Genomic DNA, 24,695 nt, shown 5'->3' with positions numbered 1-24,695 from the left:
CACGCACCAAAACGGCCCTGTATACAATTACTTGGCACCACAACGGTGCGCCTGTTTTCGAATATGCGACGTTTAACACGCTAAAAGACAGGTATTCCCGAGGAAATCCCAACACAGGGCACTGGCATGCAAATTGCTCCCTTGTGAGGCAGGTTGCCTTGGTCGAGTATCGCGCCCGGCATCACCCAAATTGAAGGGCCCACTACTACTCAGGCCCTAATCCACCCCGGAGGACAACATGTCGAAGTCGGTTCAACTCATCAAAGATCATGACGTTAAGTGGATTGATCTGCGCTTCACGGACACCAAAGGCACTCAGCACCACGTGACCATGCCGGCCCGCGATGCGCTGGAAGACGACTTCTTCGAAGTCGGCAAAATGTTCGACGGTTCCTCCATCTCGGGCTGGAAAGGCATCGAAGCCTCCGACATGATCCTGCTGCCGGACGACGAAACCGCCGTCCTGGATCCGTTCACCGAAGAGCCTACCCTGATCCTGGTTTGCGACATCATCGAACCGTCGACCATGCAAGGTTATGATCGCGACCCACGCGCCATCGCTCACCGCGCCGAGGAATACCTGAAGTCGACCGGCATCGGTGACACTGTATTCGCCGGCCCTGAGCCAGAATTCTTCATCTTCGACGAAGTGAAATTCAAGTCCGACATCTCCGGCTCCATGTTCAAGATCTACTCCGAACAAGGTTCGTGGATGTCCGACGCTGACATCGAAGGCGGCAACAAGGGCCACCGTCCAGGTATCAAAGGCGGCTACTTCCCGGTTCCACCGTTCGACCACGACCACGAAATCCGCACCGCAATGTGCAACGCTCTGGAAGAAATGGGCCAGGTCGTCGAAGTTCACCACCACGAAGTGGCAACCGCTGGCCAGAACGAAATCGGCGTGAAATTCAACACGCTGGTTAAAAAGGCTGACGAAGTTCAGACCTTGAAATACGTCGTGCATAACGTTGCCGACGCTTACGGCCGCACCGCTACCTTCATGCCCAAGCCTCTGTACGGCGATAACGGTTCGGGTATGCACGTTCACATGTCCATCTCCAAAGATGGCAAGAACACCTTCGCAGGCGAAGGTTATGCCGGCCTGTCCGACACCGCTCTGTACTTCATCGGCGGCATCATCAAACACGGCAAGGCCCTGAACGGCTTCACCAACCCGGCAACCAACTCGTACAAGCGTCTGGTTCCAGGCTTCGAAGCGCCGGTCATGCTGGCCTACTCGGCTCGTAACCGTTCGGCTTCGATCCGTATTCCTTACGTCAATAGCCCTAAAGGCCGTCGTATCGAAGCACGTTTCCCGGACCCGGCAGCCAACCCTTACCTGGCATTCGCTGCCCTGTTGATGGCTGGCCTGGACGGCATCCAGAACAAGATCCACCCTGGCGATGCTGCTGACAAAAACCTGTATGACCTGCCGCCTGAAGAGGCGAAAGAGATCCCACAAGTTTGCGGCAGCCTGAAAGAAGCCCTGGAAGAACTGGATAAAGGCCGTGCGTTCCTGACCAAAGGCGGCGTATTCAGCGACGACTTCATCGACGCTTACATCGCTCTGAAATCCGAAGAAGAAATCAAAGTACGCACCTTCGTACACCCACTGGAATATGAGCTGTACTACAGCTGCTGATCCAGTCGCGCCGGCGTAAGCCGCGTGAACAAGAGGCCTCCTTCGGGAGGCCTTTTTTGTTACTGAGCGCGTATTGTTCAGTCGCTATAAATATGTACCGCAGATGGGAACGATGCTTCCGGCAACCTTGTGCTTTCTGCTCTTCAACAAGCACAAGGATTTCTTTCATGCTCAACATCACCCCCGCCTGCCTGCTGCTGGCGATGATCGCCCTTGGCGGATGCGCCACCGCGCAAACGTCCAGCTCCGCTCCAGTCTCAACGGTCGAGTCCACCGTTCTGCTCAAAAGCTCAACTTCCTGGGACGGAACACCCTATGACGCCTACCCTGTCGGCAACCCTGAGCTGACGGTCCTCAACATCAAGATCCCCGCCAACACCGCCCTCAAATGGCACGAGCACCCGATGCCCAATGCGGCCTATGTCGTGTCCGGCAATCTCACGGTGGAAACCCGCGAAGGCGGCAAGTCGATTCAGCTGAAACCAGGCGATGTGCTGCCTGAAATGGTCGCCAGGCAGCACCGAGGCCTGACGGGAGACACCGCCGTGGAGCTCGTCGTTTTTTACGCCGGAACACCGGGAATGCCACTTTCTTCCAGCCAAAATGTTAAACAGTGATCGCTTGGTCATACGTGAGGACATGACAATGCTCAAACAGCTCCAACTCGCCGCCCTGGCCTGCGGCCTGGTGTCGGCCGGCGTTCACGCGGCGCCTGCTCAGCAGCCTCCTGGGCAACTTCAGCCGCTTATTGCGGCCATGGAGCAAAGGCTGGAAATCGCCAATGACGTGGCGCGCAGCAAATGGCACAGCGGCAAGCCGGTACAGGACAGTGAGCGCGAGCGCCAGGTGATCCAGAGCGCCGAATCACGGGCGGGTGAATTCAAACTGGCGGCCGACGACGTGCGCGAGTTCATGACCGCCCAGATGGAAGCCAACAAGATGGTGCAATACGCGCGCATCGAGCAGTGGCGTGAAACCGGCCACTCTCCGGAGAAGCCCGAATCCAGTCTCACCGATGGCATCCGGGGTCGGCTGGATACGCTGCTGCCGGTGTTGATGCAAAGTTACTCGGCGTTTCAGCCTTATCGCAGCGATGCCAAGTGCCCGGGTTGGGTGCAGTCGGAAATCCAGCGGCAGGCAAGTGATCCGGTCATCGTGACCGCGTTGCAACGGGCGGCAGGCGACCTTTGCCGGATCAAGGCAAGCCAGTAAGCAGGCACGCAGATCCGCTTCTCAACTGACACCGTCGATCAGTATTCCTCTATGCTGATCCTGTGCCGCGCCATGCATTGAGCGCGGCACCATTGTTGGTTGTCCTGATCGCTGCACTGGAGTGTTCATGCGTCAATGTCTCGCCCTTCTGCTGCTGGTGTTTGCACTGCCCGCTGCCGCGCAGATTTACAAATACACCGATGCCTCCGGTAACACGGCGTACAGCAACCAGCCGCCGAACGGCACCAAAGCCGAGACTGTCGAGCTGCCGCCGCTCAACAGCGTCGAGACCGTGGTGCCTGCCGCGCCGCCGCCACTGCCCGCGACGCAGAACCAGAACCAGAACCAGCAAACCGCTGCCACCTATCAGGTGCTCGCGCTGAAAGACTTGCCCCAGGACGAAGCGCTTCGTGCCAACAACGGCTCGTTTACCGTTGGCGTGGCCATTGAGCCTCGTCTGCAGCCCGGGCATTTGCTGCAGTTGATAGTGGACGGCACGCCCTACGGCCAGCCCACCAATATTCCGCGACTGCAGGTGATGGAGCTTGAACGGGGCGAACACAGCTTTTCGGTTCAGGTGCTGGAAAATCAGCGTTCCATCCAGCAAAGCGAGACGGTCAACCTGACAGTGCAGCGAGTTCATGTCGGCAGACCTTAAACACTTTTGCCGGTTGGCCATTGCCCTCTGCCTGCTGTTCGGCGTAAGTCAGTCCGCCCTCTCCCAGGTGTATACCTACGTCGATGCAGACGGGAATCGGGTCTTCACCGACCAACCTCACCGCAATGCGAAGAAGGTCGACATTGCGCCGACCAACCGGGTCGATCAGCCTGCGAAGGCGCCCAGTCGGCCATCCAAACCGAAGCCAGCGGCGGGGCCCATCTTTCATTATCAGTTGCTGCGCATTCTGGCGCCGGAACCTGACAGCACGATTCGCGACATTGAGGGCAACCTGAATGTCACCGTCAGCAATGAGCCAGAGCTACAGCCAGACCACCTGTACCGGTTACTGCTCGACAGCAAACCCTATGGCGAGCCGACGCGCAGCCCGGTGTTTCCGCTGACCAACATCGACCGCGGCACTCACCAGCTGTCCGTGGAGATCATCGATCAATACGGCCGAGTGCTGGAGCGAACCCCCAATCAGCCCTTTCACCTGATACGCATCTCTCTGGCGCAGAAGCGGCTCGCACAGCCTTGCAAAACGGATGATTACGGAGTGCGCCCCGAATGCCCCCTCAAGGACAAGCCAGAAGAAGAATCGAGCTTCTTTCCATTTTTCCGCTAAACCATGCCTGACTGGCTATGCTCTATTATGGTGCGCAACCTGAACAAGGTTTCGTTATAAAAGCCCATTTTGGTTCAGCATTCAGGAATTCATGCACTGTCGCCGCGCCCGCCGTGCAAAAAACGCTCTCAATTCCTCAATCCGCGCTTCTTTTCGGAGCCTTGGTTTGGTTTTTGCATTTTGTAATGAATGCGCAAGCACATCACACGTTTCAGCGGTTTCCATACGCTGGCAAAGACCAATCAGCGCCTGCACTCACGGCCCAGACCGTGTGCATAGAGCCAAAAGAGGTCACCGGGATTCATGACTATCAGCGATGCGTTGCATCGGTTGTTACTCGACAACCTGACCACTGCCACGATTCTGCTCAACTCGGACCTGCGCCTCGAGTACATGAATCCTGCCGCTGAAATGCTGCTGGCCATCAGCGGTCAGCGCAGCCACGGACAATTCATCAGCGAGCTGTTCACCGAATCCGCCGAAGCGCTGAGCTCCCTTCGTCAGGCGGTGGAACAGGCGCATCCGTTCACCAAGCGTGAGGCCATGCTCACCGCACTGACCGGCCAGACGCTGACGGTTGATTACGCCGTCACGCCGATCCTTTCCCAGGCCGAGACGATGCTGCTGCTGGAAGTCCATCCCCGTGATCGCTTGCTGCGCATCACCAAGGAGGAGGCTCAGCTGTCCAAGCAGGAAACCACCAAGATGCTGGTGCGTGGCCTGGCCCATGAGATCAAGAACCCCCTTGGCGGGATTCGCGGTGCCGCGCAGTTGCTGGCACGTGAGCTGCCGGAGGAGAGCCTCAAGGACTACACCAACGTCATCATCGAAGAGGCCGACCGTCTGCGTAATCTGGTCGACCGCATGCTCGGCTCGAACAAGCTGCCGATGCTGGCGATGACCAACGTGCATGAAGTGCTCGAGCGCGTGTGCAGCCTGGTCGAAGCCGAAAGCCAGGGATGCATCACCCTCGTGCGCGACTACGACCCGAGCATTCCCGATGTGCTGATCGACCGCGAGCAGATGATTCAGGCGGTGCTCAATATCGTGCGCAATGCCATGCAGGCGATCAGCAGCCAGAACGAGCTGCGTCTGGGCCGCATCAGCCTGCGCACGCGCGCCATGCGCCAGTTCACCATCGGCCACGTGCGCCATCGTCTGGTCAGCAAGATCGAAATCATCGACAACGGCCCCGGCATTCCGCCGGAGCTGCAAGAAACCATTTTTTATCCCATGGTCAGCGGCCGCCCGGATGGCACCGGGCTGGGCCTTGCCATTACCCAGAACATCATCAGTCAGCACCAGGGGCTGATCGAGTGTGATAGCCATCCTGGCCATACAACATTCTCGATCTTCCTGCCGCTGGAACAAGGAGCAGCGTCGACATGAGCCGTAGTGAAACTGTCTGGATCGTCGATGACGACCGTTCCATCCGCTGGGTACTGGAGAAAGCCCTGCAGCAAGAGGGCATGACCACGCAAAGTTTCGACAGCGCCGATGGTGTGATGAGCCGCCTGGCCCGCCAGCAACCGGACGTGATCATTTCCGATATCCGCATGCCCGGCGCCAGCGGCCTGGACCTGCTGGCGCGCATTCGCGAACAGCATCCGCGCCTGCCGGTCATCATCATGACCGCGCATTCGGACCTCGACAGCGCCGTGGCGTCCTATCAGGGCGGTGCCTTCGAGTACCTGCCCAAGCCGTTCGACGTTGACGAAGCTGTTTCTCTGGTCAAACGCGCCAATCAGCACGCTCAAGAGCAGCAAGGCCTGGCCGTTCCGCCTGCCCTGACCCGCACGCCGGAAATCATCGGCGAAGCGCCGGCGATGCAAGAGGTGTTTCGCGCCATCGGCCGCTTGAGCCACTCCAATATCACCGTGTTGATCAACGGCGAATCCGGGACCGGTAAAGAACTGGTTGCCCACGCCCTGCACCGGCACAGCCCACGGTCGGCGTCGCCGTTCATTGCGCTGAACATGGCCGCAATTCCGAAAGACTTGATGGAATCCGAACTGTTCGGCCATGAAAAAGGCGCGTTCACCGGCGCGGCGAACCTGCGCCGCGGGCGTTTCGAGCAGGCCGACGGCGGCACCCTGTTTCTCGATGAAATCGGCGACATGCCGGCCGATACCCAGACCCGACTGCTGCGCGTGCTGGCCGACGGCGAGTTCTACCGGGTGGGCGGTCACGTGCCGGTCAAAGTCGACGTGCGCATCATTGCGGCGACCCACCAGAATCTGGAAACCCTGGTCCAGGCCGGCAAGTTCCGCGAAGACTTGTTTCACCGCCTGAACGTGATCCGCATTCACATCCCGCGCATGTCCGACCGTCGCGAGGACATCCCGACGCTGGCACGCCACTTCCTCAGCCGCGCTGCGCAGGAACTGGCCGTTGAGCCCAAGCTATTGAAGGCGGAAACGGAGGAATACCTCAAGCACCTGCCGTGGCCGGGCAACGTCCGTCAGTTGGAAAACACCTGCCGCTGGATCACGGTGATGGCTTCAGGCCGCGAAGTGCACGTCAGCGATCTGCCGCCTGAACTGCTGAGCCTGCCGCAGGACGCTGCCCCGGTGACCAACTGGGAACAAGCGCTGCGCCAATGGGCGGATCAAGCGCTGGCGCGCGGCCAATCCAGCCTGCTGGACAGTGCCGTGCCGACGTTCGAACGCATCATGATCGAGACCGCGCTCAAGCATACCGCTGGCCGTCGTCGCGACGCTGCCGTGCTGCTGGGCTGGGGCCGTAACACCTTGACCCGCAAGATCAAGGAATTGGGCATGAAGATCGATGGCGGGGACGATGACGAGGGTGATGAGGGCTGAACGGATGCAGCCCCGTGTATTGATGGGCTAGACCAGAAATTGTAGGAGCCGGCTTGCTGGCGAACGGACCGGTGTCAACGATAGAAACGTCGCCTGACGTGTTGAGTTCGCCAGCAAGCCGGCTCCAACAGCCCAGCGTCACTCAGCCGAAGACGGCTTCTCCCACAGATTAATCCCGCCTTCGACTGCGAAGCGGTCGATCTCTGCCAGTTCTTCCTGACTGAACTCAAGGTTGTCGAGGGCGCCGACGTTCTCGATGATCTGCTCCGGACGGCTTGCACCGATCAGTGCGGAGGTGACGCGTGGATCGCGCAGCGTCCAGGCCAGTGCCATCTGCGCCAGGCTCTGGCCGCGACGCTTGGCGATCTCGTTCAGCGCACGCACGTGCTCGATGTTCTGCTCCGACAAATGCGCCGCCTGCAACGAGCCGCCACCGGGACGGTTGACCCGCGCGTCTTTTGGAATGCCGTTCAGGTACTTGTCCGAGAGCAACCCCTGGGCCAGTGCGGTGAACGCGATAACGCCCGAGCCGAGTTCCTCTGTGGTGTCCAGCAGGTCTTTTTCGACCCAGCGATTGAGCAGGTTATAGGCCGGCTGATGAATCAGCAGCGGCACTTTCCACTCTTTCAGCAGGCCGGCGATTTCCCGGGTTTTGGCGCCTGAATACGACGAAATCCCGATATACAGCGCTTTGCCCTGCTGCACAGCGGTGGCCAGTGCGCTGGCGGTTTCTTCCAGCGGGGTGTCCGGGTCGAAGCGGTGGGAATAGAAAATATCGACGTAGTCCAGACCCATGCGCTGCAGGCTCTGGTCGAGGCTGGCGAGCACGTACTTGCGCGATCCGCCGCCCTGACCGTAAGGCCCCGGCCACATATCCCAGCCGGCTTTGCTGGAGATGATCAACTCGTCCCGGTACTGCTTGAAGTCTTCTTTGAGCAGGCGGCCGAAATTGATCTCGGCACTGCCGTAGGGCGGGCCATAGTTGTTGGCGAGGTCGAAGTGGTTGATACCCAGATCGAAGGCCGTGCGCAGCATCGCGCGCTGGGTGTCCATCGGCGTGCTGTCGCCGAAGTTGTGCCACAGCCCCATGGAGAGCGCTGGCAACACCAGGCCGCTACGGCCTACGCGACGATAGGGAATGCGTTCATAACGGTTTTCGGCAGCGATGTAAGTCATCCAGTCCTCTCTTTCTTGTATGGAAGTCAGGTCACATAACCAAACCCGTGAGATTACTCGGATTTCCGTGCGACGAGGGGGTTCAAGCGAGTGGACGAATGCCACCCGTTCAGCGCAGACAGGCGGCGATGCGCATTCAATTGTTCGCTTAGCAGATCCAGCACTTCGCCAACATGCCGCCGCTGCAACGGCTGGGACAGCCGAAAGATATCGCCAGCGTCGTGTCCTTCCTTGCCGGCCCGGATTCAGGCTGGGTGAATGGTCAAGTGCTGCGGGCGAATGGTGGCCTGGCGTAAAACCAGGCGGTAGAAGCGCGCGTGCCCGCGAAGATTTCGTGGCAGCCCCCGGTTAGGGGGACTGGCACGACGCCGTCGCGGGCACGCGTGTTTCTACAAACGAAACAGCCTCAACGCACCAGGTGCAGGAACTGCATGTGGCGCTCGTACTGATCGAGGATGTCGTTGATCACCTGTTCCTTGGTGTAGCCCACCAGGTCGTAGTCCTGACTGCCTTCGCTCAGGTGCACTTCGGCACGGTAGTAACGGCGGTTGTTGAGCTGCTTGGAGCCCATGCCGCCGCGCGCAAAGGACGGCGTGAAGTAGCCACGCATGGTCACCTGGTACACGAACGGACGCTCTTCACCGTGGCCGATCTCCAGGCCCACGGTGTCGTTGGCCGGATCCGGCTGAGTCACGACGGTCAGGCCCTTCTCGACGAACACTGCCGTCACTTCTTCAATCGCCGGGCGCACGGTCTGATCGAGGAAGCGGTAAACCTCGTCCCGGGACGGGAACGCCACCGCCTGGGTCAGACGCTGACGCCATCCGCCGCGCCGCGCTCCAGAGACCGGTGCCAGCGAATACAGCTGGGCGATCTTGCGCTGGGATTCCATATAGAACGCCTTGTGCAGCCCCCACATCATCAGCAGCAGAATCAGCGAGAACGGCAACGAGGTCAGCACCACCGCTGACTTCAGCGCATCGATGCTGCCCGAGAACAGCAACCCGCTGGTGATCAGCGCGGTCATCACGCCCCAGAACACGCGCAGCCATTTCGGGCCGTCTTCGTCCGGGCTGCCGCCTTTGGCGGACAGTGTCGACAGCACCACGGTGCCGGAGTCGGCAGAGGTCACGAAGAACACGAAGCTGATGAACACCGTCACGGCAATGACCGTCCGGCTCCACGGGTACGTCTGCAACATCAGGTACAGGGTCATCGACGGATCGTCGATAGCCGATTGGCCCAAGGCCGCCATGCCGTGGTTCAGCACCAGGTCGATGGCGCTGTTACCGAAGATCGACATCCAGGCCAGGGTGAAACCCAGCGGAATCAGCAACACGCCACAGACGAATTCACGAATGGTGCGGCCACGGGAGATACGCGCAATGAACAGACCCACGAACGGCGACCAGGCAATCCACCACGCCCAATAGAACACGGTCCAGCCGCCCAGCCAGTCACTCGGGCCGTCGTACGCATACACGTCGAAGCTCTTGACCGGCAGTGCGCCGAGGTAATCACCGATGTTCTGCACCAGGGTATTGAGCAGGTGTTGCGTGGGCCCGGCAAACAACACGAACAGCAGCAGCGCGCAGGCTAGCAGCATGTTGATGTCGGACATGACGCGCACGCCTTTGTCCACGCCCGCGATGGCTACGAGGATTGCCGCGCCCATCATCAGGGTGATCAAACCCACCTGAATCCATTGGGTGTGCGGCACGTTGAACAGGTAGTCCAGCCCGGAGTTCAGGTGCAGGACGCCAAAGCCCATGTCGGCGCCGAGGCCGAAGATGGTGGCGATGATGCCGAAGCCGTCGACCGCATAGCCGATCGGGCCATTGATGCGCTTGCCGATCAGCGGATACAGCGCTGAACGCAATGCCAGCGGCAGGTTATGGCGATACGCGAAGTAAGCCAGTGCCATGCCGACGAACGCGAACACGCCCCAACCGTGCAAGCCCCAGTGCAGAAACAGCAACTGCATGGCCTGACGTGCCGATTGGGTGGTCCCGCCTTCGCCCTGTGGCGGCGCCAGCATGTGGGTCAGCGGTTCGGACACACAGAAGAAGAACAGCGTGATGCTGATCCCTGCGGCGAACAGCATGCCGGCCCAGGACAGGTAGCTGAACTCGGGTTCGTCGTGGTCCGCGCCAAGCTTGATCTTGCCGTAGCCTGAAATCGCGGTAACAACCACGAACAGTAGATACAGGGTCATGGCCAGCATGTAGTACCAGCCAACGGTATTGGCGGCCCAGTTCTGCGCGGCAAGCAACCAGGCACCCGAGGCTTCCGGGAAACCGATCACGACCAGTCCGAAGATCAGGATGAAGCTGGCCGCAAAGTAGAAAACAGGGCCGTTCATGCGAACGGCCGAGCTGTTCGGAGCGCTCGAATTATTCATATGAATACCGCCGCGCGGGCGAGGGGATTGATCATGCAACGTGTATGCGGCAAAGGTAGGCCTCCTGAGATCAGCGGGCAGCGAACCACCGGTTTAACTTGATTGAACGTTCAATTAAAACACGAAAACACGGCTGGAGACTAATGCACAGTGGCGTGACGCTCTCTCAGGCGAGGGTAGGACGGACGACGAAAGCCTTTCGTTCCGTGGGTTCGGGAGGGTTTTTAAAGCGCTGAAGAAATTGCGGAGTGACACACGCCGCCTTGCCGGCTAAAGCCGGTCCTACGAAGCGTACGCGGTCGGTCAGTAGGACCGGCTTCAGCCGGGAAGAGGCCAGTGTGCGCACCCCGAAATTTGCGACATGACGACTGCCGCCTTCCCGGCTAAAGCCGGTCCTACACGATGTGCGCGATCGATTAGTGGGACCGGCTTCAGCCGGGATCAGGCCAGCGTGCGCACCCCGAAATTTGCGACATGACGACCGACGCCTTCCCGGCTAAAGCCGGTCCTACGAAGCGTACGCGGTCGATCAGTAGGACCCGCTTCAGCCGGGAAGAGGCCAGTGCGCGCGCAAGAAGATTGGCGACATGACGACTGACGCCTTCCCGGCTAAAGCCGGTCCTACGAAGCGTACGCGGTCGATCAGTAGGACCGGCTTCAGCCGGGAAAAGGCCAGTGCGCGCACCCAAAAATTTGCGACATGACGACTGACGCCTTCCCGGCTAAAGCCGGTCCTACACGATGTGCGCGGTTGGTCAGTAGGACCGGCTTCAGCCGGGAAGAGGCCAGCGTGCGCACCCCGAAATTTGCGACATGACGGGCTACTTCGGACAGCCATCCTCGTGCTGCAGGCTCGCCTGATTGACGTTGCTGCCTGCCGGGACGCCGCGCGTCAGCCAGACGTTGCCGCCGATGGTCGAGCCCTTGCCAATGGTGATGCGCCCCAGAATCGTGGCGCCCGCATAAATCACCACATCATCTTCGACGATCGGGTGGCGCGCATGGCCCTTCAGCAACTGACCATCCTCATCGGAAGGGAAACGTTTGGCGCCCAGCGTGACCGCCTGATAAATGCGCACGCGCTCGCCGATGATTGCAGTCTCGCCAATCACCACGCCTGTCCCGTGATCGATGAAGAAGCTTGGGCCGATCTGCGCGCCGGGATGAATATCGATGCCGGTCGCGGAATGGGCCAGTTCGGCGCTGATGCGTGCCAGCAAGGGCAAACCGTTGTGATACAGGTGATGGGCCAGACGATGGTGGATCACCGCCAGAATGCCCGGGTAGCACAGCAACACCTCATCCACACTGCGCGCGGCGGGGTCGCCGTGATACGCCGCCAGCACGTCGGTGTCGAGGATGCGGCGAATGGTCGGCAGCGCGCTGGCGAAATCCTGAATCAGCCGTTCCGCATGCACGTCCGCACAGCTGGCATCCTGGCCTTTCTGGCGGGCGGCGTAGCGCAGTTCGAGCCGCGCCTGGTCGAGCAACGAATTCAGCGCCACGTCGAGGGTGTAGCCGACGTAGAAGTCCTCGCTCTCTTCGCGCAGGTCCACCGGCCCCAGCCGCATCGGAAACAGCGCGCCGCACAAGGCATCGAGAATGTCGCGCATGGCCTCCCGCGAAGGCAGCTCGCGGCCGCCCTTCTCGCCGCTGATTCGGCCGTTGCTGGTACGCCAGTCATCACGCGCGGCGCGCAATTCGCCCACAATCCGCTGCAATTGCCAGTGGCCGGTCACGCCCTCGGCGCAGGATTCCGGGGATAGGTCGGGAATAGTGCTCACGCAGATTTCTCCTCAATTCAACGGCGAGTCAGGCTGTAACGGCCGAAGTGGAATCACTCTACGACATCCCTTTGCGGCAAAAAAATAACTATTTTTGTGGGGCTTCTGCCTAGAGGATGGCGGACGCCGGGCGGTTGCCCTGCGGGAAACGTCTGCCTATAGTCCTGCGACTCAATTGCAGACCTTTCGACGCCACCATGATCAAACAACAGCTCGCCCGTTTTAACCGTCTGGAATTGCTCGGCGGCCCGACGCCTTTTGAAAAGCTCGAACGCCTTTCGACCTGGGCCGGCCGCGACATTTACGTGAAACGCGACGACATCACCCCGTTGGCCATGGGCGGCAACAAGCTGCGCAAGCTGGAATACCTCGCGGCCGACGCCTTGGCTCAAGGGTGCGACACGCTGATCACTGCGGGCGCCATTCAGTCCAATCATGTGCGCCAAACCGCCGCCCTCGCCGCCCGTCTTGGCCTGGGTTGTGTCGCCCTGCTGGAAAACCCGATCGCGACTGACGACAGCAATTACCTGGGCAACGGCAATCGCCTGTTGCTGGATTTGTTCGATACCAAAGTCGAATTGGTCGAAAACCTCGACAATGCAGACGAGCAGTTGCAGGCACTTGCGAGCCGGCTGCGTCTCAGCGGCAAGAAGCCGTACCTGGTGCCGATTGGCGGTTCGAACGCCCTCGGCGCGCTGGGTTATGTGCAGGCCGGTTTTGAACTGGCCGAGCAGATCAAGCAAAGCGGCCTCTCATTTGCAGCCGTCGTCCTCGCGTCGGGCAGTGCCGGCACCCACAGCGGCCTGGCACTTGCGCTGGCGGAAGAACTGCCCGAGCTGCCGGTGATTGGCGTGACCGTGTCGCGCCCGGAAGAAACCCAGGCGCCCAAGGTTCAGCGTCTGGCCGAGCAAACCGTTGAACTGCTGGGCGAATCATTGCCCGCCGCGTTCAAGGTGCAGCTGTGGGACGAATACTTCGGCCCACGGTACGGCGAGCCGAATGCCGGGACGCTGGCGGCGATCCGGCTGGTGGCCAGTCATGAAGGGCTGCTGCTGGACCCGGTCTATACCGGCAAAGCCATGGCCGGACTGCTCGACGGCATTGGCCGGCAGCGTTTCGAAGACGGGCCGATCGTGTTCCTGCACACCGGCGGGGCGCCTGCCTTGTTTGCGTACCAGGGCGTCTTTTCGGCGGCATAGAGCCCCCTTCACACTCCTGCTCGCAGGGTTGCACAGGCTTAATATTCCAAAAACTGATAAGCAGTTCGATTTTTATTATTTTTCAGGCCTTGGTTCGGGTCTTATGATCGCCGCCAGCCGGCGCGCAGAGCCTCGCAGGCGACTGAAAAAGCTGGATAAACGCGTGATCCCAACGTAGCTTCGTCGGGTCTGATACTTGCCTGACATTCCAATTAAAACAGGGGACTTTCATGAACATGTCTGCAATCCGCCGCACCTTTCTGTTGTCGGCCTTCAGCCTGGTGCTGGGCACCGGTCTGGTCAGCCAGGCTATGGCTGGCGAACAACTGGCAACGATCAAAAAGAATGGAACCCTCAATGTCGGCCTGGAAGGCACTTATCCCCCGTTCAGCTTCGTGGGTGAAGACGGCAAACTAACCGGTTTTGAAGTCGAGTTCTCTGAAGCACTCGCCAAGGAACTGGGCGTCAAGGTCAAGCTGCAAGCCACGCCGTGGGCTGGAATTCTGGCCGCGCTGGAATCCAAGCGTCTGGATGTGGTGATCAATCAGGTGACCATCTCCGACGAGCGCAAGAAAAAGTACGACTTCTCCGAACCGTACACCGTGTCGGGCATTCAAGCGTTGGTGCAGACCAAAGACGTCGGCGTGATCAAGACGGCTGCTGACCTGAAAGGCAAGAAAGTCGGCGTCGGTCTGGGCACCAACTACGAAGAATGGCTCAAAGCCAACGTGCCTGATGCCATCGTCAAAACCTACGACGATGATCCGACCAAATACCAGGACCTGCGTGTCGGCCGTATCGACGCCATCCTCGTCGATCGCCTCGCTGCACTGGAACTGGTCGCCAAGACCAAGGACAAACTGGCGGTCTCCGGCGAAGCGTTCTCCCGTCAGGAGTCCGGTGTCGCACTGCGCAAGGGCGAGCCTGAATTGCTGGACGCGATCAACAAGGCCATCGACAAGCTGCGCGCCGACGGCACCCTCGCCAAGCTGTCGGACAAGTACTTCAAGGCTGACGTGACCAAATGATTCCAGAGAGCCTTCAGCTCGCGCTGGACTCCGCGCCCTTTTTGCTCAAGGGCGCGTATTACACGGTGGGCTTGAGCCTGGGGTCGATGTTTTTCGGATTGGTGCTGGGCTTCGGCCTGGCACTGATGCGTTTGTCGAAGATCTGGGTCATCAGTGCCGTTGCCAGGGTTTACGTGTCGTTTTTCCGTGGGACGCCGCTTCTCGTCCAGCTGTTCATGATCTATTACGGCTTGCCGGACCTGGGGATTGAACTGGATGCGATCACCGCAGCGCTGATCGGTCTTTCGCTGAACATGGCCGCATATGCCTGCGAAATCCTTCGGGCCGCGATCAGTTCGGTGGACCGAGGGCAATGGGAAGCCGCTGCGAGCATCGGCATGACGCGCGCCCAGACGATGCGCCGCGCCATCTTGCCGCAAGCTGCACGCACCGCGTTGCCGCCACTGGGCAACAGCTTTATTTCGCTGGTCAAGGACACGGCGATGGCCGCCACCATTCAGGTGCCGGAAGTGTTCCGCCAGGCGCAGCTGATCTCTTCGCGGACGCTGGAAATTTTCACCATGTATTTCACCGTTGCGGTGATCTACTGGGTGCTGTGCAGCATCCTGGCGCATTTCCAAAATCGCCTGGAAGCACGGGCCAACCGCCACGACGTGGAGTCCTGAGGCATGATCACGGTTGAAAAACTGACCAAGCAATTCAAGGGCAACGAAGTGCTCAAGGGCATCGACCTGAAGGTCGAGCCTGGCGAGGTGGTGGCGATCATCGGCCCAAGCGGGTCGGGCAAAACCACTTTGTTGCGCTGCCTGAACCTGCTGGAAGTGCCCACGAGCGGCAGCATTGTCGTGGGCGACATCAAAGTCGATTTGAGCCGTCCGCTGAGCCAGCAACAGGGACTGATCCGGCAACTGCGCCAGCATGTCGGGTTCGTCTTCCAGAACTTCAACCTGTTCCCGCACCGCACGGCGCTGGAAAACGTCATCGAAGGCCCGACCGTGGTCAAGAAGATGCCGCGCGAGCAGGCCATCGAGCTGGGCCGCGCGCTGCTGGCGAAAGTCGGCCTCGCGGGGAAAGAGGACGCTTATCCGCGTCGGCTGTCTGGCGGCCAACAACAGCGGGTGGCGATTGCCCGTGCGCTGGCCATGGAGCCTGAAGTCATTCTGTTCGATGAACCGACGTCTGCGCTCGATCCCGAGCTGGTGGGCGAGGTGCTGAATACGATTCACGCCCTGGCGCTGGAGAAACGCACGATGGTGATCGTGACCCACGAAATGAGCTTCGCGCGGGACGTCGCCAACCGGGTGATTTTCATCGACAAGGGCGTCATCGTTGAACAGGGTGAGGCGAAAGCGCTGTTTGCCAATCCCAAAGAAGAACGCACAAGGCAGTTTCTTGAGCGCAGCAGGAACTAGTCCGACACGATATGTGTTCAAAACGGCGCCAACAGGCGCCGTTTTCTTTGTCGTTCATATTTAGAAAAGCGTTGATCCACTAAAAGTCTTACTGTTTCGACGCCGGCTAACCGCCGCACATCTATCTATTTTTTCTATATGTACAGCCCTCACTCTCTCCGCTTCCCCGCAACGTTGATTGACCATTTCTCCGCCCACAAATAACTGCCGCTGACACTTTTCATCCACTCGCTGGCTGTCAAAGGCGGCACGCCCGGCCGCTCAGGTAGGACCGGAGTCGTAACTCCCTCCCATAAGCAACGCCCGAGTGTAGGAAACTTCTGCATTTGTCTCTCACAGACTTTAAAAACTTAAATGCCGTTGACACAAACACCGCAACACAATTAGCTGAAATCGCTCCGTGTTTATTTTCTTTCCCAAACGGCAACTCACCAATTGCCACCGTTTGTAATGTTTGCCATGCCTGCGCATCCCGGCGTGTACTAGTGCCAGTCGTTTCCACGTTGCAGTTGCGATGAATTAACTACCTGACTTGCCTTGACCCAGGCACACATTCGAAGAGTATTAAAAAATGATCCATACCCCTGTAATGACTCAGTCTTTCAAGTTGATGGCCCCGTATCTCCCACAGTCGAACAAGCACGGGATTGGCGCCCTTGCGGCGGCCGATCTGCAGGTACACATTGACCCCTGGCCAGAAATGGACTGTGGTGACTTGATCGAATTGTTTTGGGGAGGTTGTTATGCCGCGTCAAAACTTTTATCGGAGTCCGACATCGGGCATACATCCGTCCTACATGTACCCGAAAGTTTTCTTCGAAGCGGAAAAGTTAAAACCTACTATCGCGTTACCAAAATTGGCAGCGAACCCATTAAGTCTCCTGGCGCCAAACTGTGGGTCAAACTGGAGACTCCCGGCGGTCAATTGGTCAGCGGCGAGGGCGATGAGAATCAGGGGCTGGCACCAGTGACCTTCGCAGAGTTGGTCATGCACGACGGTTTGACGGCGCGCCATTTCGATGAGGGCGTGCAGCTCACCCTCGACGCCTATCCCAACATGGATGCCTACGACGAGATCACCCTGCGCTGGGGCGACCTGCGTTTGGACTTGCCACCCCTCACTCAGGATGACGTCGGCCGGCCTATCGTTGTTGAAATACCGGCAGAGCTGGTGCGCGAGACCGGCGATGATCCCCATCTGGAGGTGAGCTACTGCGTGATTGACCGGGTCGGCAACAACTCGCGCTGGGCGCCGGCACGGCTGATCAAGGTATCGACCGACGTGACCGATGGGGCCGAAGTTTGATATCGACCCTGCCCAGAACGCTGTCGCGGCGCACCTTCTGCGCGCTGCGACACGTGTGCTGCCCGCCACATGCCCGCCACATGGCGTCGTGCAATGTGAACACCTCCACAGATCCGCAGAGGAGAAGAAAGCTCCCACATGATCTGCATCAGCGTCCTACAAATTCCTCCCTCGTCCATCGAAGACTGACTGCTAGCCTGCGGTGAAACCCTTCACGAGGTGTTCGCCATGCCCTGCAGACATATCGTCAAGTACATGATTCTGGCGCTGGCTTTCGGCTCATGCCTGACCTACACCCAAGCCACGGCGTTGGGGACGGCCGCCGCCATTTCGCCTTCTATGCTTATGCCTAAATGTGAGTTTATTTAATGTTTATACACGCTTAGGGTATATGCACCGGACCACCGGACCATCGTCAATTTTCCCGCCGCCATCGCGGTATTGATTCGAGGTTCGAATGGTCAAGCACAACGACCCCAGTGCTCGCGCTCGAGAAGGTCACCACCATGACTGATCTGAACGCCCTTTCTGTCCAGCACACCCTGGACGTGGCTCCTCCCCTGCTTCCTGCCAACGTATTGCGTAACGACGCCGACGCCATTGCCGCGGCCCATGAACTGGCCGCGATCGTGCGCCCCAATGCCGCTACGCGAGACCGCGAGCGGCAACTGCCCTGGTCGGAAATCGAACTGTTTACCCGCAGCGGTCTGGGCAGCATCTCGGTGCCGCGCGCGTACGGCGGGCCCCAAGTGTCGTTCGTCACAGTGGCCGAGGTTTTCGCCATCCTCTCGGCAGCTGACCCTGCCGTGGGCCAGATTCCACAGAACCACTTCGGCATCCTCTACTCGCTGACGGGCAGCGCCACGGAGGCTCAGAAGGAAACGCTGTTCGCCAGCATCCTGGGCGGCGCACGCATCGGCAACGGCGGCCCCGAGCGAGGAACCAAAAACACCCTCGACGTGCGAACCCGACTGACTGCGGACGGCGATCATTTTTTGCTCAACGGCCGCAAGTTCTACTCGACGGGCGCGCTGTTCGCCCACTGGGTGGCGGTCAAGGCCATCAATGACGACGGCAAACAGGTGCTGGTGTTCGTGCCACGCGGGACGCCGGGGCTGCACATCATCGATGATTGGTCCGGCTTCGGTCAGCGCACCACCGCCAGCGGCAGCGTGCTGCTGGAAAACGTGCGCGTGAGTGGCGAGCTGGTTGTGGATAACTGGAAGCTCGGCCTGTCGCCGAACATTCAGGGCGCGGTTTCGCAGCTGATTCAGGCGGCCATCGATGCGGGCATTGCCCGGGAAGCCATCGACGAAAGCATCCGTTTTGTGCGCGAGCGTTCACGGCCATGGATCGACGCCAATGTGGAGCGCGCCAGTGACGATCCCTATGTGATCGCCGACATCGGCAAGTTAAAGCTCGAACTGCACGCCGCCGAAGCGCTGTTGCGCAAGGCCGGTCGCGTGCTCGATGACATTGCCGCCGCCCCCATCGACGAACACTCAGCGGCGCGGGCGTCCATCGTGGTCGCCGAAGCCAAGGTGCTGACCACTCAGATCGCCCTGCTCGCCAGTGAAAAATTGTTCGAGCTGTCGGGCAGTCGCGCGACGTTGGCTGAATTCAATCTGGATCGGCACTGGCGCAACGCGCGGGTTCATACCCTCCATGACCCGGTGCGCTGGAAGGTGCACGCCGTCGGCGCCTGGCACCTGAACGGCACCCTGCCTGCCCGTCATTCCTGGATATAACCAGACCACTGGAAGCACACTTATGAGCCTTCAAACCTTGCCGCGTGACACGCAGGCGACCGCCGTGACCGCGATCATTCGTGACGACGCCGAGGCACTGCGCATCGCCCGCACGCTGGCGGAAGATTTCAAACAACAGAGCGCCACGCGTGATCGCGAACGGCGTCTGCCCCATCAGGAACTGGAAGCGTTTTCCCGCTCCGGACTGTGGGGCATCAGCGTGCCGAAGGCCTTCGGCGGCGCAGGCGTCTCCAATGTCACCCTGGCCGACGTCATTCGGATCATCTCTGCCGCCGACGCCTCCCTGGGGCAAATTCCACAGAACCACTTCTACGCGCTGGAAGTGCTGCGGCTGAATGGCAGCCCGGCGCAGCAGGCGCGGCTGTATGCAGAGGTCCTTGCCGGTCAGCGCTTCGGCAACGCGCTGGCCGAACTGGGCACCAAAACCGCCCACGACCGCACCACCCGCCTGAGCCGCGACGGCAACGGCTGGCGCATCAACGGCCGTAAGTTCTACGCCACCGGCGCTCTTTACGCCCAACGCATACCGACCTCGGTGGTCGATGACCACGGCGTGCAGCAGCTGGCATTCGTGCCGGCGAATGCCGCGGGGCTGAGCGTGATCGACGACTGGAGCGGGTTCGGGCAGCGCACCACGGGCAGCGGCTCGGTGGTGTTCGATAACGTGTACGTCGAAGCCGATGACGTGGTGCCTTTTCAGACGGCGTTTGAGCGCCCGACCACCGTGGGCCCGCTGGCGCAGATTCTCCATGCCGCCATCGACACCGGCATCGCTCGCGCGGCCTTTGAAGACGCGCTGCATTTCGTGCGCACCCGCACCCGGCCATGGATCGACTCCGGCATAGAAAAAGCCGTCGATGATCCGCTGACGCTGCACAGCTTCGGCAGGCTCGGCATTCGTCTGCACGCCGCCGAAGCCCTGCTTGAACGTTCAGGGGAATACCTTGATCGCGCACAGGCCGAGACCACGCCCGAAACGCTGGCCCAGGCATCGATTGCGGTGGCGGAAGCGCGGGCGATCAGCACTGAGATCTCACTGGATGCCGGCAGCACGTTGTTCGAACTCGCCGGTTCCCAGGCCACGCTGGCGGAGCACGGCCTTGACCGGCACTGGCGCAACGCGCGGGTTCACACGCTGCACGACCCGGTGCGCTGGAAGTATCACGCCATCGGCAATTACTACCTCAATGACGTCAAGCCGCCACGCCGGGGGACGATCTGATGAGCAAGAAAAAGATCCTGCTCAACGCGTTCAACATGAACTGCATTGGCCACATCAATCACGGCTTCTGGACACACCCGCGGGACACGTCCACCCAGTACAAGACCCTGGAATACTGGACAGATCTGGCGCAGTTGCTGGAGCGCGGGCTGTTCGACGGTTTGTTCATCGCGGACATCGTCGGGGTCTACGACGTCTATCAGAAGTCGGTGGACGTGACGCTGAAGGAGTCGATCCAGTTGCCAGTGAATGATCCGTTGCTGCTGGTATCGGCCATGGCCGCGGTCACGAAAAACCTCGGCTTCGGCCTGACCGCCAACCTCACCTACGAGGCGCCGTATCTGTTCGCCCGGCGCATGTCGACGCTGGATCACCTCACCCGCGGACGCGTGGGCTGGAACATCGTCACCGGGTATCTGGACAGCGCCGCACGCGCGATGGGCCTGACCGAGCAGATCGAACACGACCGCCGCTACGACCAGGCCGATGAGTACCTGGAGGTTTTGTACAAGCTGTGGGAAGGCAGTTGGGAGGACGACGCTGTGATCGAGGACCGTCAGGCGCGCATTTATGCCCAGCCTGCAAAGGTCCACCCCGTGCGGCACAGCGGCGAGTTCTATCAGGTGGAGGGTTATCACTTGTGCGAGCCGTCGCCGCAGCGCACGCCGGTGTTGTTTCAGGCGGGCAGTTCCGACCGCGGTTTGCAGTTTGCCGGCAGCAACGCCGAGTGCGTGTTTATCAGCGGGCAGAACAAACCCGCGACCCGCGAACAGGTCGACAAGGTCCGCGCCAGTGCCGTGGCCGCCGGGCGCAATCCCGATGACATCAAGGTGTTCATGGGCCTCAACGTGATCGTCGGCGCCACCGAAGAAGCGGCGCGGGCCAAGCATGCGGAGTACCGGTCTTACGCCAGCGCGGAGGCCGGGCTCGCCCATTTTGCCGCGTCCACCGGCATCGACTTCGCCGACTACGCGCTCGACGAGCCGATCCAGCACGTGAAAGGCAATGCCATTCAGTCAGCGACGAAGATCCTCAAGAACAACGACTGGACCCGCCAGAAGTTGCTCGATCAGCACGCCCTGGGCGGCCGTTACCTCACGCTGACTGGCTCGCCCGAGCAGGTCGCCGACGAGCTGGAATCGTGGATCGCCGAAACCGGTCTGGACGGCTTCAACCTCACCCGCATCGTCACCCCGGAGAGCTACGAGGATTTCATCGATCTGGTGATCCCCGAGCTGCAACGACGGGGTTCGTACAAGACCGCGTACGAACACGGCACCTTGCGCGAGAAGTTATTTGAAGGCGACGCGCGACTGCCGGATCGCCACGCAGGCGCGAGCTACAGAACGCGCCGCAACGTGTAGGCGCGCGCTTGGTCTGGGCCGCATCCGGACGAAGACGGCTTCACAGACATCCAAGCATTCAAACCAGACCACTGACCCGGATTACCACCCATGACCAAAACCCTCCTCACCCTCGCGCTGTCCCTGGGCCTGTTTACCGGGATCACCCACGCCGCTGATCAACCGCTCAAAATCGGTACCACGGCGGCGTTCGCCATACCGCTGGAAGCCGCCGCGGCCGAAGCCGAGAAGCAGGGCCTGAAGGTCGAGCTGGTGGAATTCACCGACTGGATCGCGCCCAACGTCAGCCTCAACGCCGGTGACATCGACGTGAACTACTTCCAGCACATTCCATTTCTGGAAAACGCCAAGGCCGCGTCCGGCTTCGATCTGGTGCCCTACGCGCCGGGCATCATCAACAACGTCGGGCTGTATTCGAAGCAGTACAAAAGCTTCGATGAGCTGCCAACCGGTGCGACTGTGGCGATCGCCAACGACCCGATCAATAGCGGACGCGGTCTGCAACTGCTGGCCAAGGCCGGCCTGATTACGTTGAAACCGGGCGTGGGTTACAAGGCCACCGAAGACGACATCACCGCCAATCCGAAGAAGATCAAGCTGATCCAGGTCGAAGCCGTGCAACTGGTGCGCGCTTATGACGATGCCGATCTGGTGCAGGGCTACCCGGCCTACATCCGTTTGTCGAAGACCTTCGATGCTGGCTCGGCGATCCTGTTCGACGGCCTCGACCACCCGGAATACGTGATTCAGTTCGTCATCAAACCGGACCACAAGGATGACCCGCGTCTGGCCAAGTTCATCGATATCTACCAGCACTCGCCCGTCGTGCGCGCCTCGCTGGATAAGGTCAATGGCTCGCTGTATCAAGTTGGCTGGAAGAACTGACCATGACCGCATCCGCGCAACGCGCTTTGACGCTTGAGGGTGCTGCGGCTCCCCATGCCGCCGAGCAAGCCGAACTCCATCCGCAGAAGCAACACGCCCATGTGCGTTTCATTAATCTGGGCAAGGTCTATGAAGGTCCGCAAGGGCCGGTGCCGGCGCTTCAGGGCATCGACCTGGATATCCAGCGCGGTGAGGTGTTCGGCATCATCGGCCGCAGCGGCGCAGGTAAGTCGTCGCTGATCCGCACCATCAATCGTCTGGAGAAACCCAGCAGCGGCCGCGTGCTGATCGATCAAGTGGACATCGGCGACTTCAACGAAGACACGCTGGTGGCGCTGCGCCGACGCATCGGCATGATCTTTCAGCATTTCAATCTGATGTCGGCCAAGACTGTGTGGCAGAACGTCGAATTGCCGCTCAAGGTCGCGGGCGTGCCCAAGGCGCAGCGTCAGCGCAAAGTCGCCGAGCTGCTGGCGTTGGTCGGGCTGGAAGGCAAGCACAAGGCCTACCCGGCACAGCTGTCGGGTGGGCAGAAGCAGCGCGTCGGCATTGCCCGGGCATTGGTGCATGATCCGGCGATTCTGCTGTGCGACGAGGCGACTTCGGCACTCGACCCGGAGACCACGCAATCAATTCTCGGCCTGCTGCGTGAGATCAACCGGCGCCTGGGGCTGACGATCATTTTGATCACCCACGAGATGGCGGTGATCCGGGAGATCTGTGACCGGGTGGTGGTGCTGGAAAAAGGTCAGGTTGTCGAGCAAGGCCCGGTCTGGCAGGTGTTCGGCAACCCGCAGCATGAGGTGAGCAAGACGCTGCTGGCGCCGCTGCAACAGGCGCTGCCGGAGGATGTTCAAGCGCGCTTGCAGCCGCACCCTTCCGATCATCACGCCAGCGTTGTGCTGGATCTGCAGTTCACCGGCAGCGACGGCAAGGAGCCTGATCTGTCGGCCTTGTTCAGCGCCTTTGGCGGGCGGGTGAGCCTGCTGCATGGCGGCGTCGAACGCATTCAAGGGCGTGCGCTGGGTCATCTGCTGCTGGCGGTGAGTCATTCGCCACTGTCGGCGGAAGAATTGCTCAATCGCGCCCGCAAACACGCGCAGCAGGCGGAGGTACTGGGTTATGTGGCTTGATCGTCTCTGGCAGGGCGTCATCGATACCTTCCTGATGGTCGGCGTGTCGTCGTTGATCGCGTTGATGCTGGGCATTCCACTGGCGGTGATTCTGGTGACCAGCGGCAAGGGCGGGATCTTTGAAGCGCCCACTGTGAACCGGGTGCTGGGGGCGTTCGTGAATATCTTCCGTTCGGTGCCGTTCTTGATTCTGATGGTCGCGCTGATCCCGTTCACGCGGCTGATCGTCGGCACGACCTACGGCGTGTGGGCGGCGGTGGTGCCGCTGACCATTGCGTCGACGCCGTTCTTCGCGCGCATTGCGGAAGTCAGCTTGCGCGAGGTGGACCACGGTTTGGTCGAAGCCGCACAAGCGATGGGTTGCCGCCGCTGGCACATCGTCTGGCACGTGCTGCTGCCCGAAGCGCTGCCGGGCATCGTTGGGGGATTCACCATCACCCTCGTGACGATGATCAATTCATCGGCCATGGCGGGCGCGATTGGCGCCGGAGGGTTGGGCGACATCGCTTATCGCTACGGTTATCAGCGGTTTGACACCCAAGTGATGCTCACCGTGATCGTGTTGCTGGTGATATTGGTGGCGGTGATCCAGTTGGGCGGGGATCGATTGGCGTTGCGGCTGAACAAGCGCTGATCGAAGGGTGCTTTCCCTGCAGGACGGGCTTTAGCCGGGAAAGCGCCAGGCGTCACACTGCAAAATGGATGGCGCTGCCATCGGCCTCTTCCCGGCTGAAGCCGGTCCCACTAACAGCATGCGTTCATTCAGTGGGACTGGATTTGGCCGATCCCACTATTGGCATGGGTTCATTCAGTAGGACCGGCTTTAGCCGGGAATGCGTCGGGCGTCACACTGCAAAATGGATGGTGCTGCCACGGGCCTTTTCCCGACTGAAGCCGGTCCCACTAACAGCATGCGCTCATTCAGTGGGACTGGATTTGGCCGATCCCACTATTGGCATGGGTGTAGTGGTCAACTAATTCCGGACACCTCGATAGGTTGTTTCAAGGCCATCGTCCGTTCGTAAACGGTCGGTGGCAGATACCCCAGTTT

General features: G+C 60.3%; 21 protein-coding genes and 1 pseudogene. 19 read left to right on the top strand and 3 right to left on the bottom strand.

The features are described 5' to 3' along the window. The first annotated feature begins 238 nt into the window (after positions 1-238). The 7 genes from glnA to ntrC all read left to right on the top strand — a co-directional run bounded on the left by glnA (position 239) and on the right by ntrC (position 6,965). On the top strand, positions 239-1,645 hold the full coding sequence (glnA, locus tag QWI18_RS24245) for a glutamate--ammonia ligase (protein ID WP_037018763.1): 1,407 nt from the start codon (positions 239-241) through the stop codon (positions 1,643-1,645). A gap of 167 nt (positions 1,646-1,812) precedes the next feature. Then, a complete protein-coding gene (locus tag QWI18_RS24240; protein ID WP_065991050.1) occupies positions 1,813-2,262 on the top strand; it encodes a cupin domain-containing protein in 450 nt (149 codons plus the stop codon). Between the two features lie 28 nt (positions 2,263-2,290). Beyond that, on the top strand, positions 2,291-2,857 hold the full coding sequence (locus tag QWI18_RS24235) for a chorismate mutase (protein ID WP_369320054.1): 567 nt from the start codon (positions 2,291-2,293) through the stop codon (positions 2,855-2,857). Positions 2,858-2,984: 127 nt separating this feature from the next. Further along, positions 2,985-3,515, top strand: a complete 531-nt coding sequence (locus QWI18_RS24230; RefSeq protein ID WP_369320053.1) for a DUF4124 domain-containing protein — start codon at positions 2,985-2,987, stop codon at positions 3,513-3,515. Further along, positions 3,499-4,143, top strand: coding sequence for a DUF4124 domain-containing protein (locus tag QWI18_RS24225; protein WP_065991044.1), 645 nt, complete (start codon positions 3,499-3,501; stop codon positions 4,141-4,143). Before QWI18_RS24230 ends, QWI18_RS24225 begins: the two co-directional genes overlap by 17 nt. Positions 4,144-4,446: 303 nt before the next feature. Continuing rightward, positions 4,447-5,532, top strand: coding sequence for a nitrogen regulation protein NR(II) (gene glnL, locus QWI18_RS24220; protein WP_065991042.1), 1,086 nt, complete (start codon positions 4,447-4,449; stop codon positions 5,530-5,532). After that, the gene (ntrC, locus tag QWI18_RS24215) at positions 5,529-6,965 is read left to right on the top strand and encodes a nitrogen regulation protein NR(I) (protein WP_133775642.1); all 1,437 of its coding nucleotides are present in this window, start codon (positions 5,529-5,531) and stop codon (positions 6,963-6,965) included. The genes glnL and ntrC overlap by 4 nt, the downstream gene beginning before the upstream one ends. A gap of 138 nt (positions 6,966-7,103) precedes the next feature. Here the strand turns inward: ntrC and mgrA are convergent, their stop codons facing one another. Beyond that, complete coding sequence (gene mgrA, locus QWI18_RS24210; protein ID WP_065991034.1) at positions 7,104-8,141, bottom strand: L-glyceraldehyde 3-phosphate reductase; 1,038 nt, start codon at positions 8,139-8,141, stop codon at positions 7,104-7,106. Between the two features lie 152 nt (positions 8,142-8,293). On the opposite strand from mgrA, the pseudogene QWI18_RS24205 reads away from it, so the two are divergent. Further along, positions 8,294-8,437 (top strand): annotated as a pseudogene (locus tag QWI18_RS24205) (SDR family oxidoreductase); the annotation flags it as partial. A gap of 110 nt (positions 8,438-8,547) precedes the next feature. Here the strand turns inward: QWI18_RS24205 and betT are convergent. Next, complete coding sequence (gene betT, locus QWI18_RS24200; RefSeq protein WP_065991032.1) at positions 8,548-10,542, bottom strand: choline transporter BetT; 1,995 nt, start codon at positions 10,540-10,542, stop codon at positions 8,548-8,550. 821 nt (positions 10,543-11,363) lie between these two features. Next, a complete protein-coding gene (gene epsC / locus QWI18_RS24195) occupies positions 11,364-12,317 on the bottom strand; it encodes a serine O-acetyltransferase EpsC (RefSeq protein ID WP_065991374.1) in 954 nt (317 codons plus the stop codon). 206 nt (positions 12,318-12,523) lie between these two features. On the opposite strand from epsC, the gene QWI18_RS24190 reads away from it, so the two are divergent. The 11 genes from QWI18_RS24190 to QWI18_RS24140 all read left to right on the top strand — a co-directional run bounded on the left by QWI18_RS24190 (position 12,524) and on the right by QWI18_RS24140 (position 24,278). Next, positions 12,524-13,525, top strand: coding sequence for a D-cysteine desulfhydrase (locus tag QWI18_RS24190; RefSeq protein WP_369320052.1), 1,002 nt, complete (start codon positions 12,524-12,526; stop codon positions 13,523-13,525). A gap of 230 nt (positions 13,526-13,755) precedes the next feature. After that, positions 13,756-14,553, top strand: coding sequence for a cystine ABC transporter substrate-binding protein (gene tcyJ / locus QWI18_RS24185; RefSeq protein ID WP_065991028.1), 798 nt, complete (start codon positions 13,756-13,758; stop codon positions 14,551-14,553). Then, positions 14,550-15,218 (top strand): cystine ABC transporter permease, encoded by a 669-nt coding sequence (gene tcyL / locus QWI18_RS24180; RefSeq protein WP_065991026.1) that lies wholly within the window; start codon positions 14,550-14,552, stop codon positions 15,216-15,218. The genes tcyJ and tcyL overlap by 4 nt, the downstream gene beginning before the upstream one ends. A 3-nt stretch (positions 15,219-15,221) precedes the next feature. Continuing rightward, entirely contained in the window at positions 15,222-15,965 is a 744-nt protein-coding gene (gene tcyN / locus QWI18_RS24175) for an L-cystine ABC transporter ATP-binding protein TcyN (RefSeq protein WP_065991020.1), read from the top strand. A gap of 571 nt (positions 15,966-16,536) precedes the next feature. Continuing rightward, the gene (locus QWI18_RS24170; RefSeq protein WP_296309813.1) at positions 16,537-17,271 is read left to right on the top strand and encodes a hypothetical protein; all 735 of its coding nucleotides are present in this window, start codon (positions 16,537-16,539) and stop codon (positions 17,269-17,271) included. Positions 17,272-17,777: 506 nt separating this feature from the next. Then, entirely contained in the window at positions 17,778-19,019 is a 1,242-nt protein-coding gene (locus QWI18_RS24165; protein WP_369320051.1) for an SfnB family sulfur acquisition oxidoreductase, read from the top strand. 37 nt (positions 19,020-19,056) lie between these two features. Beyond that, a complete protein-coding gene (locus QWI18_RS24160) occupies positions 19,057-20,262 on the top strand; it encodes an SfnB family sulfur acquisition oxidoreductase (RefSeq protein ID WP_369320061.1) in 1,206 nt (401 codons plus the stop codon). Further along, entirely contained in the window at positions 20,262-21,626 is a 1,365-nt protein-coding gene (locus QWI18_RS24155; RefSeq protein ID WP_369320050.1) for an LLM class flavin-dependent oxidoreductase, read from the top strand. The genes QWI18_RS24160 and QWI18_RS24155 overlap by 1 nt, the downstream gene beginning before the upstream one ends. A 90-nt stretch (positions 21,627-21,716) precedes the next feature. Beyond that, positions 21,717-22,511 carry a MetQ/NlpA family ABC transporter substrate-binding protein gene (locus QWI18_RS24150; RefSeq protein WP_369320049.1) on the top strand — a complete coding sequence of 265 codons (795 nt, stop codon included), beginning with the start codon at positions 21,717-21,719 and terminating at the stop codon, positions 22,509-22,511. Between the two features lie 2 nt (positions 22,512-22,513). Next, a complete protein-coding gene (locus tag QWI18_RS24145; protein ID WP_369320048.1) occupies positions 22,514-23,644 on the top strand; it encodes a methionine ABC transporter ATP-binding protein in 1,131 nt (376 codons plus the stop codon). Next, positions 23,634-24,278, top strand: a complete 645-nt coding sequence (locus tag QWI18_RS24140) for a methionine ABC transporter permease (protein ID WP_192135597.1) — start codon at positions 23,634-23,636, stop codon at positions 24,276-24,278. Before QWI18_RS24145 ends, QWI18_RS24140 begins: the two co-directional genes overlap by 11 nt. The last annotated feature ends 417 nt before the right edge of the window (positions 24,279-24,695 follow it).

The sequence above is a fragment of the Pseudomonas sp. W2Oct36 genome, from assembly GCF_041060465.1.
GTDB classification, from domain to species: Bacteria; Pseudomonadota; Gammaproteobacteria; order Pseudomonadales; family Pseudomonadaceae; genus Aquipseudomonas; species Aquipseudomonas graminis_B.
This window is presented reverse-complemented; position numbering and strand designations above follow the sequence as displayed.